The following is a 15,174-nucleotide window of genomic DNA, read 5'->3' as shown; positions in this document are numbered from 1 at the left end:
CTTCGTAGTACGAAATGTCTATACTCGACTATTACGTTTTAATTAATCCTATATCTTTGCTGTCCCGAAGAAGTCTTCTCAATCGCTTGTATCGAATTCTTTGACGTATTCACATAGTTTAAAAATAATGTGCCAAGCAGAAGCCGTTCACTACGAGAAATGCGGTTCCATTCATAGCCTTTGAATAAATCTCTTACAAGGAAAACTTCCCCTTGATTCAAGTTCCCTGTTTCTTTAATTGCAGTATTTAAAAGCTCATTCACATCCGGCATTAAAAAAACCTCCATACAATATCAATGAAAACAACGTTGTCAATATAAATTATATCAGCCATATGAATTTATTTCCATATAAAAAGAGAACATAAGCGCAAACCTATGTCCTCTTGTTCATTCATTTTAATTACTGCTAAACCTGTACTTTTAGCTCTTGCCGGTATTGGGCGTAATGGTCGCTTAATACATAGTCGATAACACATACTTTAGGTATCCTGTAGGTGTTGCGGATAAAAAAATACTTTATATGGTTCCCATGCAAAATCTTTCGTGCCGTGGTCTCTCCAATGCCGCCCAACATGGCTCTGAATTCATCCAATGTAACGACATCAGGATACGGCTCAAAAAGCTGCTCGTAATATTCTTGATTTTTCACAGTCATCAGCTCCTGAAAAGATTTGTCAATGGTAGGATGACTGTTACAATATTGATTTTTGATTAACACACGTTCGACATTCCGATGACAGATGGTCCGGATATCCCTCCTGTATATCCCTCCAATATCCCTCCAACGTCCAAAATTTATGTCAAAACCGCTCTTTTGAGAGAGCCTTGGAGTGACGTGGGTTTCCGGGTTTTAAGTGCCGCAAACCCGCATTATACAAGGTTTTTTGGGGTCTGAGGATTCCGGTAGAGTACGTTACATTCCCGATGCTTCCGGTAATGCGGAGGGACTCAAAATCGTGCGGGTTATCCCATGCGGGTTCGACTCCCGCCTTCGGCACCAGCTTTTTGAGTTTCAGTTGCTAACGCAACTGTTTTTTTTATATCTAATATGTTTTCGATAATTTGCCCCATTGAGCTATCAATACAGTAGGCTAGTTGCTCCTGCATGGTTGGCAGCAGGTGACTGTAAGCGTCAGAAGTAATTGCTATGTTGGAGTGACGTAGCTGCTCCAGATTTAATGTTTTTTTCGTCTATATTATTCCTGGCCATACTGGTCATTAACCTGCCCTTCATAACAGCAGGTGCCAACGCTCAGGATCAGACCCAGATGGACGTATACGAAAACCAGCAACTGAGGAGGTTCACAGTGAAAGCTAAATTCTTATTTATGGCGGCTATCATAGCCGCCAAAACCTTAGTACTTTCCATGAAGGACGGCGGCCTTGACAGCCCTAAGGGCCGAGGTGCTATTATATTGCCGACGACTTACTCATACTTAAGATTTCGCCAGAATCGTTCTGTGAAGATGTTATCCAGTGCCCGCCCCCTCCCATCCATACTGATTTGAACACCGGCGGCCTTTAAGAGACCAGTGTATTGTGGACCTGTAAAATGACTTCCCTGGTCGCTGTTCATGATCTGGTGTGTAGCCTTTTAGCAGCATTTCCCCCCTGTTCCCCCCGGAGGAACTAATAAAACCGGGGCGCCCCGTTTTAAACTTTCCCTTTCCAACCAGGCTGAGCGGCTCAACAGAAAGGTTAGGATTACAGCTACGACAAAACGTCCCAATAGTATCACTACGCCGTTGGCGCCCACGGCTATAAACAAGGCGGTGTCTTCCACTACAGCGTGACAAACCGATAAAAATACATTGATCAGGAAAAGATCCTTCCAACTTAAACGGCCGCTGCGCGCTTCCTCAATTAACACACCGGCCCCGTAGGCAATACCGAATATTATGCCAACCAGCAGCGGAAAAGCAGCCTCTCTGGATAGGCGAAAAACCCCAACCACCGGAGCAAGCCATTCTGCAATCCGGTCCAAAATTTTTAAATCCCTGGCAATCTCCAGAACCAACATTATAGGTATAATAATCATAGCCATCATAGCTATATTGTGAACTACTCCCAGCGAGACTTCTCTAGCAAACCCGAACCAATCCAAACATAGCACCTTCTTTTTCTAAAAATATATCTGAAAAGTTTTTGTTGTGTTTCCTTTCCTTAAAGCAAAAGGTTTAGTAAAATCCCGGACAGCACTGCCATGGCAATGCGAAAAACTGTTATAAGTACAGAGTTTACGCCGGTGCGACCCGATACAGCCGATTCAATCGGCAGCGAGTGGGATAAAAGCAGCATGGCAGCAATAATTGTTATTTCTCTGTGGGAAAGGCCAAGCGAAGATATAGCCCCGATAGCTGCGTAAAGGTTGATTAGTTTTCCCAGCACCAATACCAGGGAGGCTTCACCGGGAAGGCCGAACAAATGCATCACCGGTGCGAATAAAGCGGCCAACCAATCTAACACCGGTGTGTATTTTAATACAGTAACCACAAGGTAAACAGGAACTACTACTTTGGCCAGCGTCCAGGTGGTGGAAAAACCCCGGTGCAGCCCCCTTTTTAATGTTCCTGAAGTAATCATGCCGGCAACCCCTTAGATCGTTTAACGATATCTTTCTACAAAAAAACATATTTTACCTCCATTCGCTAAATTACTTAAGTTCGCATGCTTATTAAAACTTTTCATCAGCGGTTTAGGCAGGAAAAAACATCGCCCAGGTAAAATATAGAGTAATTAATTAGGCCTTTACAGGGATGTGCATGGTATGGAAAAAAACGTGGCCAAACACGTACTGGCCGATGTTCTGTGGGTAACCCACCAGTCCCGGGGACATCGGGAGGCCAAAGCTATTTATGATTTGTTGAAGCGTTCCTACCGGGCAAGACAACTGGACTGGCATGAAGAATGTCTTCAATTGGCCTGGGAACAATACCGGCACTGGGTTAGTTCCGGCAGCGCAAATGAATTAAATGATTTTAAACGCAAGGGGCACCATAACAAAAAACCAAGTAATTTAGCCTACCCTATTCGCTTGGAAAAAAGGGGACGAAATGAATGGGAATTCGCCTGGCCGGGAGAAGTATTGAACCTTTCAGACAAGTTTGACCTGGGGATTGATTATCTGGAAGCCGGCGATATAAAAAAAGCAAGAAGGATTTTTAAAAGCTTATTGAGTGAATGTCCTTATTTTATAGACGCATTAAATCACCTGGCAGTTACCGAATGGGATACCGGTAACCTGGTGGCAGCGGAAGATTATTATACAAAAGCGTACAATGTGGGCCGGTCTGTTTTGCCTGCTGACTTTAAAGGTAAATTACCCTGGTACTGGACCGACAACCGCCCTTACCTGAGAACGGTGCACGGACTGGCGCTGGTAAAATTAAGGCGTGGTGATTTAGCCGGAGCTAAAGAATTGCTTGACAGGCTATTAAAACTGGATCCGGACGACCACCTGGGGGTTCGTATGCTATTGGAGGATATAAAAAATGGCACGGTGCCATGGGATGAATAAGCCACACACAGGAGGAGATCACCATGACCAGCGGGCAAGCTTGGGAAAGAGTTAGCTTTACGAATTCCCGAAAACAATGTCTGGCAGGTTTACTACACGCCCCGGCCGGAAATTTAGGACCGGTGGTGATTGTTTGTCACGGTTTCACCGGCAGCAAAGAAGGCGGCGGCAAGGCCAGGGCCATGGGAGAGGAACTTGGAAACCGGGGTTTCAATGTTTTTCTGTTTGACTTTAGCGGCAACGGGCAAAGTGAAGGCTTATTCGAGAGAATAACCCTATCGGGCCAGATAGATGATTTAAACAGCGCGGTGGACTGGTGTACCTCGGCAGGCATGGGCCCCGTCTTTACAATGGGGCGCAGTTTCGGCGGAACAACGGTAATTTGCCACGCTGCAGTCGACCGGAGAGTATCAGGAGTATGTACCTGGGCGGCCCCGGCCAGGCTAAAAGATTTGTTTATAGAGCTGGCCGAAGGCCCTGTGGACGAAAACGGCGAGATGTACGCACTGACCGGAGAGGACGGTATCATTTACCTGCGCAGAACTTTCTTTGATGACCTTGACCGGTTTGATGTACCCCGGCTGGCAAGTAAGATTGCGCCCAGGCCATTATTGATGATCCACGGGGAAAAAGACAACGTTGTTCCCCCTAAGGACGCCAGGTTAATATTCCAAAGTGCCGGTGAACCAAAGAAACTCCTTTATATTCCAGGCGCCGACCACCAATTCTCCAACCATACCCGTGAGGTGTGGGATGCAATGTTCGGCTGGCTTAATCAAATTACAGTATCCGGCAATCCATAACTTGGGTGGAATTATCCCAAAGATTAAGTAATCTTAGAGAAAGTTGGGTGGGTGGCTGATGAGAATAGATGAACTGGCCAGGCTGCTGGTTGAAACCCAGTCGTTATCGGTAACAACCAATCAGAGGACCGAAGAAATTTTGCCGGAAGAGGACTTTTCCTTCCTGCTAATGCTGGCCTTGGCCAAACAGCAGGAAAACAACAGCAGCACACCTGAAAAACAGTCGGCTATAACAACGGAAAATATTTTTCCTGCTGAAACAACATCTTCAGTAACAGCCGGCAGAACTAAAACTACCGCAACGACACCTGTTCATAAAACCGGTATTGAGACAATGGTAGAAAATATTTCCAAAAAACATGGTGTTGATCCGGCATTGGTTAAGTCTGTAATCCAAGTGGAATCAGGATTTAATCCCCGCGCGGTTTCTCCCTCCGGAGCTATGGGCTTAATGCAATTAATGCCTGCTACAGCAGCGTCGCTGGGAGTAAAAGACCCTTTTGACCCGGTTCAAAATGTAGACGGCGGGGTTCGCTACATTAAAAAGATGCTCAACAGGTATAATGGAAACACAGCTTTAGCCTTGGCAGCATACAACGCCGGACCTGGCGCGGTAGACCGGGCCGGAGGAATTCCCGATTGCCGGGAAACAAAGAATTACGTTCAAAAAGTATTAAAACACCAGCTGAATACAATAGCTTGATACTACATTATCAAGCTATTGTTGGCGTTTAGCTCTTTTTACCGGCAGGCAGGTATTTGAGCCCGTTACGCAGCGTCCTTGGCTTAAAGCCAAATTTTTTTTCCACAGCATCAATGTCTGTGATGTTCGGCACTTCCATTTGTTTTAATTCCACAGGAGTTACGGGAGGGTCTGGTAAAATACTATCCATAAGGGGCACAATTAAACGCATTAGAAACATGGGTACATAAATCTTATAGCGTTTTTCTCCCAGCCGTTCCATCAGGAGATCCAGCATCTGCGAGTAACTAAGATGCTCTGGCCCTCCTAATTCGACCATTTGCCCGAACATATTCCCATTTTCGCCAATCAAACACAGGCAGCGCACTATGTCTTCTACAGCAATAGGCTGAAACAAAGTCGCACCTTTACCCGGAACCGGCACAACTGGACCAGGTACATACCTGAATGACTGCATCATCCGGTCAAAAAAATTAAAGCCGTCCCCATATATAATAGAAGGGCGTACAATAGTCCAACCCAAGCCGCTTTGTCTAACCGCTTCCTCCCCGCGCCACTTTGAATAGACATATTTGTACTTGGGATTATTGCAGGCTCCAATGGCACTCATATGGATAAAATGTTTAACTCCGGCCTGACCCGCAGCAATAACAAGGTTTAATGTTCCCTCTACATTCACATGCTCAAATGTATTATCTCCCTCTTCCCTGATCACGGCGACAAGGTGATAAATCTTATCGACACCTTTGCAGGCAGCAGAAACTGCCGCTGAATTATTAATATCGCCGCGGACTAGTTCAACACCTGAGGGTAGCAGTTCCCCGCTTTTTTGGGGAGAGCGTACCAGGCAGCGTACTTTGTGACCTTTTTCTACCAACGCCTTAACAAGATGTCTTCCAACCAGGCCTGTACCCCCGGTTACCAGAATCACAGAACCCCCTCCAGTCATCAGGGTTACGCAGTTAGCTATATATTTGTTATTAAGCCGTAAAATTCCTTTATTTTTTTAGAATTACTGCAAAAACCTTTGGATAATCAGCGGGGTTACAAAGGTTTCTATTAATGCGGCCAGAACCAGCAAGGGCAAGACAACTGAAAAATATGTTTTTACCACCCGGCCCCAAACCGGTTTTCCTCTGCTGCGCAACCTTCGATAATAAAAACTGGACCCGCAAGCGATAAATAGCGCGCCCAGCTCAGGAATGCCATGGGGAATCAATCCAAAAAGCCAGATTTCAAAAGTATAATGATTAAAAAGAAGCGCCTGCATTTTAGCTGCAAAACCGCTAATAACCCCGTTCATTAACAGAATCATTACAGGCCAAACGTTATATGTAACTATGCCCAGCACCAGTGCGGTAAAGCTTACAATGGCATTACGGGTTAAAATATACAAAAAAATATTTTCCGGCAAACCGCTTCCGATAATGATCTTTCGCACTTCAGCATAATACTCGACGGACCTGTCTTGCAATAATACCGCTGCAATATACCCGGCATACACAGCGGCTACAAAAATAGCACAACATACTAAAATATCCCGCTGGTAGTTTTTAAGACCGCGCAATTCATTGCCAACCGAAGAAAACATAGTACCCCCCTAACCCGCAAGCGGATGTTTCTGACACCCAGAATCAATTCAGCCATTGCCTGTATGCAATGGCCGTTATAGTAAGATACCAAATATCGCCCATTTTTAGCCACCCCTGGTAAAATACTATAGTAGTCACTATTTTCCTGCCTTCAATCTATAAAAAATAACGAACCTATATTTGCAAAAAGAAATTTATAACTTATACTAATTAATTATTGAAAATATTACGCCCGGTTTCATTGATGAGGTGAAAAAATGCAAATAACAATTATCGGGGCCGGTAAAGTTGGTAAGGAAATAGCTACCCGTTTGCTGCATGAAGGCCACGATTTAATTATTATTGATAAGGATGAGACAAGACTTCAAAAAATAGAAGAGGATTATGACTGTCTGTGCATCAGGGGCAGCGGTTCCGCAGCCAAAATTCTGAGTTCCAATGTCATTGCAAGCAGTGACCTGCTTATTGCAGTCACAAATAGCGACGAAGTTAACATGATAGCATGCATGACCGCCAAGCGGATTGGCATTCCCCGGGCTATCGCCAGAATCAGAGACCCGCATTATTCCAAAAATCTAATCATTAGCAAAGAAGACCTGGGCGTAGACCTGATCATCAATCCCGATTACTCGGCGGCAATGGAGATCAACCGCCTGTTAACCCTGGCACTACCGGTTAACATGGAACCATTTGCGCAAGGCAAAGTGCAAATGGTTGACATTGCAGTTGATGAGAAGATGACTATATTTTCCAACAAAAAACTTATGGAGATGGATATTCCCAGATCACTACTAATCGTAGCTATATCTCGTGACGGTGATATGCTAATCCCGGGCGGCTCAGACGTGGTTCTGCCGGGCGATATCATTTATCTGTTAGGTCATTCCGATGTAATCAATAAATTTTGTTCAAAAGTCAAAAAGAATAAACAAAAGGTTCACAGCGTCATGATCCTGGGAGGCGGGAGAATCGGCTTTTATCTTGCTGAAAAACTTTGTTCCCAGGGCATGAAGGTAAAAATTATTGAACAGGATAAGAAAAAAAGCCGCGAACTGGCTGAAGAATTGCCGGGGGCGCTAATCTTGTGCGCCGACGGATCCGATATGGAACTACTTAAACGAGAAGGGATCAAAGATATTGACGGGTTTGTAACCGTTACAGGACTGGATGAGGAAAACTTGCTGTTAGGGCTCCTGGCCAAACAAATGGGAGCTAAAAGGGTAATCGCCAAGGTAAGCAGGCCAGGCTACGCCCCTTTGGTAGAGCAGTTGGGGGTTGACTCCGCTATTAGCCCGCGCTTAATTACGGCCGGTGAAATACTGCGGTTTATCAAAGGCGGAAGATTACTGTCACTTTACCTATTGCTAAACGAAAAGGCAGAAGTAATGGAGTTGATCGTACAGCCCGGCAGTAAATTGTCAGGACGCCCGCTGCACAGGTCGGGCTTGCCCCCGGGTACGATTATAGGAGCCATTATGAGAAAAAACAAGGTGATCATACCCCAGGGTGATGATGTAATCAAAGACCTTGACCGGATTGTAGTTTTTGCACTTGGCCATAACGTCCATATTGTAGAGTCGCTGTGCAGCCTTGGAGGAAACTAAACAATGAATACTTCATTGATACTGCGCACGCTGGGACTGGTCTTACTTTGTGAAGCAGGGGCAATGCTGCCTTCTTTAGGAATCGCCCTGTTTTTAGGTGAAGCAGATTACCTGGCTTTTGCCATTTCCATTTTTTTTATTGCCATTGCCGGTTTTATTCTGGCCCGTACTCGCATTGAATCCAGCGTGGTCGGATACAGGGAAGGTTTTATCATCGCCACCGCGGGGTGGTTGTTTTTGGCGCTGTTCGGCTCCTTACCGTTCATCATATCAGGAGCGATTCCCGGTTTTATTGACGCATTTTTTGAAACAATGTCCGGCTTCACCACCACTGGTGCTTCAGTTTTAACTGATGTTGAAATCCTTTCCCGAAGTATTCTATTCTGGCGCAGTATAACCCACTGGCTGGGCGGCATGGGCATTATTGTTCTCACCCTGGCGCTGATACCTTCATTAAAGATCGCCGGCATGAAATTATTCCGGGCCGAAGTGCCTGGACCGGCCAAAAGCAAGGTGCTCCCCCGGGTGGCTCAAACCTCCAGGGAATTATACAAGCTGTATTTTATTATCACAGTAGCAGAAATACTCGCTTTAAAAATAGCAGGGCTTTCATGGTTTGATTCTTTCATTCAAACCTTTGGAACCGTGGCTACAGGTGGCTTTTCCAATAAAAACGCCAGCGTTGCCGCTTTTAACAACCCGGCGGTGGAATATATTATCGTTTTTTTTATGTTCCTTTGTGGTATGAACTTTGCGCTGCACTTTCATGCCTTGCGGGGGAATTTCCGTCCTTTATGGAAAGACCCTGAAACCCGTATGTACACCCTTGTTACACTGGCCGCTGTGGTTTTTATCTGCATCAACCTGATTACTGTTCAGGGTTACGGTATTGAGGCAGCTTTTCGCCAGTCAGCCTTTCAAAGCGTTTCCATTCTCACTACTACCGGGTTTGCCACTGCCGATTATAACCAGTGGCCTGCTTTTAGCCAGGGGGTCCTGTTTCTGCTCATGTTTATCGGTGGGTGCGCCGGTTCAACCGCCGGCGGGATAAAAAATGTCCGTTACCTGATCCTGTTTAAAAATGCTTCCCGCGAAATTACTAAAATGATCCACCCCAAGGCGATTATACCTGTCCGCCTGGGCAGGGATGTCATCACAGAGGAACTGGTGGAAAGCGTCGTTTCCTTCTTTTTCCTTTATCTTGCTATTCTACTCGCCTCAACATTACTCTTAACTGCCATGGGTATTGACTTAATCAGTTCAATATCGGCAGTGGCAGCAACACTGGGCAATATAGGGCCGGGCTTTGGCGCTGTAGGCCCGGCCACCAACTACGCCGCCATTCCCGCCGCGGGAAAGTTACTGCTTGCACTGTGTATGCTGGTGGGAAGGTTGGAGGTTTATACCGTCCTGGTGGTCTTCTCCGCCCGGCTCTGGCGCTCTTGAAAAAATATGTCGATTTAGACCAGCCACTGGTTTTATATAGGAGGCAACGGTTAAAGCAGCGTTGCCTCCTATTTGTTTACCGCTTAATAATTAATACTACTGTTAAAATCTTAATGTGACTATTAGACTGAATTTTGTTAATTTTCTGTAAGTTATATACTAATATATAATGGACTAAAAATTTACAGGGGGTGATAAAAATGACTTAACTACTTTCTATCAGGACTCCGACAGTCGTGTTTATTGAATATTGTAGGAATTGGCGGTTTTATAACATTATACCCAAATAATTTGGACTGTTACCTTTCTTAATAATATATCTGCCTGGAAAACTATTAATTTACCCCTTTGATACAATATTAATTACGTGTCTATATTCCTCAATAATACTGGAGGTGTAAAAATTGTCAACTAATCAACCAAGTTTAACCACTGCCTGGTTGAAGGTTTTCGCAGGTACCGGTGTCAACCTCTGCCTGGGTGTGCTTTATACCTGGAGCGTATTTGCCGCTGCATTAAAAACACAGCTTGGCTGGTCTGCTACTGAAACCCAATTTCCCTATACTTTGGCCTGCCTGATCTTTGCAGCCAGCATGATCCCCGGCGGTCGACTGGTCGACAAAATTGGCCCACGCTGGGTCGTCACTGTAGGCGCTGTTTTTGTCGGTCTTGGTATGTATATCAGCGGCTCATCAATTACTTTAACAAGCATTACCATCGGTTTCGGCCTCTTTGTCGGCATAGCCATGGGCTTGGGCTACGCCGCTCCTACCCCTGCCGCGGTCAAGTGGTTCCAGCCTCATAAGAGAGGCTTAATTGCCGGCCTGGTGGTTGCCGGCTTTGGCGGCGCTTCGATATACACGGCGCCTTTAACCAACTACCTCTTAACGACTTATGGCGTAAAGGGAACCTTCTTCTATCTGGGAGCACTTTTCTTCGTGGTAATGATTCTTCTGGCTCAGTACCTTTCCGTTCCGCCCGCAGGTTATATACCGTACGGCGGACCTCCGCCGAAATCAAATGGCAATACCCCTGTGGCCTCCAAGCGAGACTATACACCCGCTGAAATGGTCAAAACCCCGCAATTCTATCAGCTTTGGCTAATGTTCTTATTTGGCGCCTCGGCAGGTTTGATGATAATCGGCCACCTGGCCACCATCTCCAAAGTGCAGGGCGGCATTACCTGGGGCTTCGTACTGGTGGCTGTGATGGCCGTAGCCAACGCCGGCGGGCGGGTTTTCTTTGGCTGGTTGTCCGACAAACTCGGGCGAACCAGAACCATGTTCCTGGTATTTGCCATCCAGGCAATCAATATGTTCTTGTTTTCCTTCTATACCAGCGGCGCAACCCTCTTAATCGGTTCTGTCCTTACCGGCGCAGCCTACGGCGCCTGCTTGTCGCTGTTCCCATCCACTACGTTTGACTACTTCGGCCTGAAGAACGGCGGTTTAAACTACAGCTTCGTGTTCACAGCCTGGGGTATCGCGGCACTAATAGGTCCCATTATTGCCGGCCGTGCTTTAGACCTTACCCAGAGCTACCAGGGCGCCTACACCATCTCCGCCATCCTGATGATTGTAGCGGCTATTCTGGCATTGATAACGAAGGCACCCAAACCAATGGAGATGCCCATAGACAACAAAGTAACAGGTTAAGTGAAAAGGGGACACACCTCCTTCGGAGGAATGTCCCCAACTTATGGAACAATAGCAATATACCCCAAAAGCCCCGTCCTCCGGGGCTTTTTTTAAGTTATAAAATGTTTTTAAGATTTATCTTTTCCTTTTCCGGAATATGCTCCAGCATCTGCTTTAACACAGACGCTTCACCCGAAGCCATGGTCCTGTCCTTCTGCTCTATATATTTGGTCACGCGGGCGATGGCCATATCTATATTATCAATTTCCTGGTGGTCAATTACCATGGCCCACCAACTTTTGTGGGCAGACCATTTGTTTTGCACCTGATGCATGCCCTTGCCGGCAGCGTCCCAGTTACCTGCTGCTATGTCTTTTTCCAGACTCCCAAAACCCGTCATCATTTGCTGAGTATCACTTTCCAGAGCATTAACGGTGTAAACTCCAAAAGCCAGTACAACTATTAATACTGCAATAACGGCAACGTATATCTTCATGCAGCACCCCCACCGGACCTGGCTTTAAGCTGAAAGAAAAGTTTTCCCGCCGTGTCAAGGCTGGCAAAAAATACTTTTTTAAAATCATTAATTCCAAATTTATTCAGTTCCGTCCTCAACCAACCCTCATTCAGATTAATTTTCTTTAAGTTTTCTTTCATCACCTTGCCATCCATAACCAGCGTTACAGGCATGCCCTCGTACTTGGTTTCCAGCTTTAAATCTTCCGGCTGTACAGCCCGCTTCTGGGATTTGGGGATTACACTGAGCTGACCGTTGGTTTCCAATATGGCAAACTCTACATCTGCTATATTAGGGTAATCCTTGGAGCGCAGCTGTTCTAACAGGTCATTGACATTATAGCGCAGGTATCTTAATTCCTTCTCCACCAGCTTGCCGTTTTCCACCAGCACACTGGGGCGGCCGCAAAACACCATCCGGGCTTTTTCACTTTTCATGGATATATATGATAAAGTGACCTGGGCGGCCATTAAGATGATGATAGGAATGATCCCACTCAACAGGGGAATTCCGGTATTTTGCATGGGAATGGCCGCCAAATCGGCGATCATCAGCGCCACCACCAGTTCAAAGGGCTGTAGCTGTCCTATTTCCCGCTTACCCATTACCCGCATAACAATTACTATGGCAGCATAAAGGATAATAGTTCTAATTACTATTAGCAGCATTTAATCATCACCCGCTTTTGGTAGTGTTTAAAAATTATCGGCCCATCTCACCAGCGGTAGTTCATTTGTTCCCACCATATTCTGCTGGTCCGGCCTTACCCTTACGGTGTAGCCAAAGGTTCCCTGGGTAAGGGGAACTTTTCCCACATACTTATATACCCCATCGCCCACCTGTTCCTTTAACTCCATAGGTAGCGAGTCCAGGCCACAGATGTAGCTTCCCCGGTCACTGCCCAGAGTAATTTCAACAACTACATCCTTCGAGGGAATTGGGCCTAACTTAACCACCGATTCAACCATTAGTTCCTCGCCTTCTACCATATCCCACCTGCCGTTTGTATTTGTCCGTTCCACCTTGACGTGATGCCAGTTTTCCTTCATGAATCTTTTAAACCGGTCGGCCTGCCTGGCAACCTGGAAACCTGCCTCTGTAAAGGCTATACCCCGGTCAATCAAAGGAACATAAAAGCGGTCGGTGTATTCCGATACCATTCTGGCAGTACTAAACCTGGTTATGATGGTCTTTATCGACTCCTTCATTCTGGCTACCCATTTTACTGGAATACCGTTTAGACGTTCGTAATACAACGGTACTACTCTGTCCTCCAGGCATTTATACAGGTAAAAGCTATCGTTCCTGTCTTGATCTGCTTCGTTTAAATTTACATTGCCCGGCCCTCCGATGGCAAAACCGTTTTTACCGTTAAAGGCTTCCGGCCACCACCCGTCCAGCACACTACAATGCAGCACGCCATTCATAGCCGCTTTCATTCCGCTGGTGCCGCTTGCCTCCATGGGCCAGCGGGGCGTGTTCAACCAGATATCTACACCATGGACCAAATGTCTTGCTACGTTGATGTCATAATTCTCAAGAAAAACAATTTTCCCCCGAAACGGTTCTTCCCTGGAGTAATCCAAAATTTTTTTGATTAATTCCTGTCCTGCCTGGTCAGCGGGATGAGCTTTCCCGGCAAAGATGATCTGCACCGGGCGATCGAGGTTGTTTAGCAGCGCGGCTAATCGATCCGGGTCCCTGAATAGCAACGTCGCCCGCTTATAGGTGGCGAATCTGCGGGCAAAACCTATAGTTAGGGCATGCGGCAGCAGAATATCTTCCGCCTCGGCAATCAGTCCCAATTGTTCATGATTGCGGACCCTGTTTTCCCTAACCTTTTCCCTTGCGTATTGAATAACTTTTTCTTTTAATTGCGAGTGTGTTTCCCACACTACTTCATCGGGAATTTCGTCAACCCGGCTAAAAATATCAGGTTCAGTAACATGGTTCTGCCAATTGTCCCCCAGATAGCGGTCAAAAACGTCCTTCCAGGCTTCCGCTATCCAGGTCCCGGCATGAACTCCGTTGGTCACGGAAGTAATAGGCACCTCTTCAACCGGCAGTGACGGGTAAAACCGGTGGAACATCTGCCTGGTGACTTCCCCGTGCAATCTACTGACCCCATTGCAGTAACCGGACATTCTTATAGCCAGTAAGGTCATATTAAATTCCCTGTGTTCAACATCCCAACCCAGGTCAACCAGCGCCTGGCAGCTCATTCCATTATCCCGGCAGAGACTGCCGAGATATTCTTCCACCATTTCCTTGTTGAAAACGTCATGCCCCGCAGGAACTGGAGTGTGAGTGGTAAAAAGGGTATTGGAGCGAACCGCTTCCCTGGCGGTTGAATACGGAATCCCTTCAGACACCATCTCCCTAAGGCGCTCAAGGGTAAGAAATGCGGAGTGACCCTCATTGATATGCCATACCCGGGGTTTGATACCAAGTGCCCTTAGCGCCCTGACGCCACCGGCACCCAGCATCAATTCCTGCATGATCCGCATTTCACGTCCCCCACCATAGAGCTGTGAAGTTATTTCCCTGTCCTCCCGGGAATTGATGGGCAGGTCGGTGTCCAACAAGATAATCCGGGCCAATCCAACCTTGATCTCCCAAACCCTGGCATGAACCGTACGGCCAGGATAGTCAACTGCCACGGTAGTTTCCAGACCGCTCTCTGCAATCACTGGTTTTATAGGCATCTCATTAAAATTCAGGTCCGGGTAAACTACTTCCTGTCTGCCCTCCCGGTTGATGAGCTGTTTGAAAAAACCGTGCTTATACAACAGCCCTACCCCAACAAAAGGCAGACCCAAGTCACTGGCTGCCTTGGTATGGTCACCGGCCAAAATGCCCAATCCGCCCGAGTAGATGGGACAGGATTCATGCAAGCCGAATTCCGCAGAAAAATAAGCTATTGTACGGTCCCTGTATTCCGGGTGGGTGCGGTGGAACCATTTCTCCTCCTGCATGTATTGGTCATATTCGGCCATGACCTCATTATACTTTTTTAAAAAATCCCGGTCGGCCGCTGCTTTTTCCAGGTTCTCCTTGCCAACCCGCAACAGGAATTGAACCGGGTTATGTTCAACCTGATCCCACAAGCGGGGGTTAATCTCTTTAAATAAATCCCGCGCCGGCCGGTTCCAGCTGAACCACAGGTTATAAGAAAGCTCTCGCAGGCGCTGGACCGGTTCCGGCAGCGGCGGGTTTACTGAAACTTTGCGGAAATAAAACATTCGATGACCTCCGTAATCTAGTTTTGGGGGCTTTTTTATTTTATCCCTGGAAACGAACCAAAATGCACCGGTAAAACAAAAACCGGCCTTCGTTAAAAATAACGCAAGCCG

At 46.5% G+C, this 15,174-nt stretch carries 15 protein-coding genes and 1 pseudogene; 6 read left to right on the top strand and 10 right to left on the bottom strand.

The features are described 5' to 3' along the window. Positions 1 to 38 precede the first annotated feature (38 nt). From H569_RS0108195 to H569_RS0108175, 5 genes and pseudogenes are all read right to left on the bottom strand, one after another. Positions 39 to 272 (bottom strand): single-stranded DNA-binding protein, encoded by a 234-nt coding sequence (locus tag H569_RS0108195; RefSeq protein ID WP_027364603.1) that lies wholly within the window; start codon positions 270 to 272, stop codon positions 39 to 41. Between the two features lie 136 nt (positions 273 to 408). Then, the gene (locus H569_RS0108190; RefSeq protein WP_034630010.1) at positions 409 to 657 is read right to left on the bottom strand and encodes a hypothetical protein; all 249 of its coding nucleotides are present in this window, start codon (positions 655 to 657) and stop codon (positions 409 to 411) included. 774 nt (positions 658 to 1,431) lie between these two features. Continuing rightward, positions 1,432 to 1,584 (bottom strand): annotated as a pseudogene (locus H569_RS22180) (IS3 family transposase); the annotation flags it as partial. Positions 1,585 to 1,596: 12 nt separating this feature from the next. Next, on the bottom strand, positions 1,597 to 2,106 hold the full coding sequence (locus H569_RS0108180) for a nucleoside recognition domain-containing protein (RefSeq protein ID WP_027364600.1): 510 nt from the start codon (positions 2,104 to 2,106) through the stop codon (positions 1,597 to 1,599). A gap of 59 nt (positions 2,107 to 2,165) precedes the next feature. Continuing rightward, the gene (locus H569_RS0108175; protein WP_027364599.1) at positions 2,166 to 2,585 is read right to left on the bottom strand and encodes a nucleoside recognition domain-containing protein; all 420 of its coding nucleotides are present in this window, start codon (positions 2,583 to 2,585) and stop codon (positions 2,166 to 2,168) included. Positions 2,586 to 2,769: 184 nt separating this feature from the next. Between H569_RS0108175 and H569_RS0108170 the strand changes: the two genes are divergently transcribed. Genes H569_RS0108170 through H569_RS23475 form a run of 3 tightly spaced genes read left to right on the top strand, consistent with a single transcriptional unit; the run spans position 2,770 to position 5,025 of the window. Then, positions 2,770 to 3,519: a tetratricopeptide repeat protein gene (locus H569_RS0108170; RefSeq protein WP_027364598.1), complete on the top strand. Its 750-nt coding sequence runs from the start codon at positions 2,770 to 2,772 to the stop codon at positions 3,517 to 3,519. Between the two features lie 23 nt (positions 3,520 to 3,542). After that, complete coding sequence (locus tag H569_RS0108165; RefSeq protein ID WP_027364597.1) at positions 3,543 to 4,322, top strand: alpha/beta hydrolase; 780 nt, start codon at positions 3,543 to 3,545, stop codon at positions 4,320 to 4,322. A gap of 58 nt (positions 4,323 to 4,380) precedes the next feature. Next, a complete protein-coding gene (locus H569_RS23475) occupies positions 4,381 to 5,025 on the top strand; it encodes a lytic transglycosylase domain-containing protein (protein WP_027364596.1) in 645 nt (214 codons plus the stop codon). A 28-nt stretch (positions 5,026 to 5,053) separates the two neighbouring features. Here H569_RS23475 and H569_RS0108155 read toward each other — a convergent pair whose 3' ends face one another. Both H569_RS0108155 and H569_RS0108150 read right to left on the bottom strand, forming a co-directional pair. Continuing rightward, entirely contained in the window at positions 5,054 to 5,956 is a 903-nt protein-coding gene (locus H569_RS0108155; protein WP_051273460.1) for an SDR family oxidoreductase, read from the bottom strand. 81 nt (positions 5,957 to 6,037) lie between these two features. Continuing rightward, positions 6,038 to 6,616: a stage II sporulation protein M gene (locus H569_RS0108150; protein WP_027364594.1), complete on the bottom strand. Its 579-nt coding sequence runs from the start codon at positions 6,614 to 6,616 to the stop codon at positions 6,038 to 6,040. A 258-nt stretch (positions 6,617 to 6,874) separates the two neighbouring features. Between H569_RS0108150 and trkA the strand changes: the two genes are divergently transcribed. The 3 genes from trkA (at position 6,875) to H569_RS0108135 (ending at position 11,322) form a co-directional block, all read left to right on the top strand. Beyond that, a complete protein-coding gene (gene trkA / locus H569_RS0108145; RefSeq protein ID WP_027364593.1) occupies positions 6,875 to 8,221 on the top strand; it encodes a Trk system potassium transporter TrkA in 1,347 nt (448 codons plus the stop codon). Between the two features lie 3 nt (positions 8,222 to 8,224). Further along, a complete protein-coding gene (locus tag H569_RS0108140; protein ID WP_027364592.1) occupies positions 8,225 to 9,667 on the top strand; it encodes a TrkH family potassium uptake protein in 1,443 nt (480 codons plus the stop codon). A gap of 404 nt (positions 9,668 to 10,071) precedes the next feature. Next, a complete protein-coding gene (locus H569_RS0108135) occupies positions 10,072 to 11,322 on the top strand; it encodes an L-lactate MFS transporter (protein ID WP_207637534.1) in 1,251 nt (416 codons plus the stop codon). Between the two features lie 97 nt (positions 11,323 to 11,419). On the opposite strand, the gene H569_RS19690 is transcribed toward H569_RS0108135, so the two are convergent. Genes H569_RS19690 through glgP form a run of 3 tightly spaced genes read right to left on the bottom strand, consistent with a single transcriptional unit; the run spans position 11,420 to position 15,063 of the window. Beyond that, positions 11,420 to 11,800 carry a DUF4363 family protein gene (locus H569_RS19690; protein WP_051273458.1) on the bottom strand — a complete coding sequence of 127 codons (381 nt, stop codon included), beginning with the start codon at positions 11,798 to 11,800 and terminating at the stop codon, positions 11,420 to 11,422. Next, positions 11,797 to 12,489, bottom strand: coding sequence for a DUF421 domain-containing protein (locus H569_RS0108125; RefSeq protein WP_027364590.1), 693 nt, complete (start codon positions 12,487 to 12,489; stop codon positions 11,797 to 11,799). The genes H569_RS19690 and H569_RS0108125 overlap by 4 nt, the downstream gene beginning before the upstream one ends. A gap of 27 nt (positions 12,490 to 12,516) precedes the next feature. After that, entirely contained in the window at positions 12,517 to 15,063 is a 2,547-nt protein-coding gene (gene glgP / locus H569_RS0108120) for an alpha-glucan family phosphorylase (RefSeq protein ID WP_027364589.1), read from the bottom strand. Positions 15,064 to 15,174 lie beyond the last annotated feature (111 nt).

Source organism: Desulfotruncus alcoholivorax DSM 16058 (assembly GCF_000430885.1).
Lineage (GTDB): Bacteria > Bacillota > Desulfotomaculia > Desulfotomaculales > Desulfallaceae > Desulfotruncus > Desulfotruncus alcoholivorax.
This window is presented reverse-complemented; position numbering and strand designations above follow the sequence as displayed.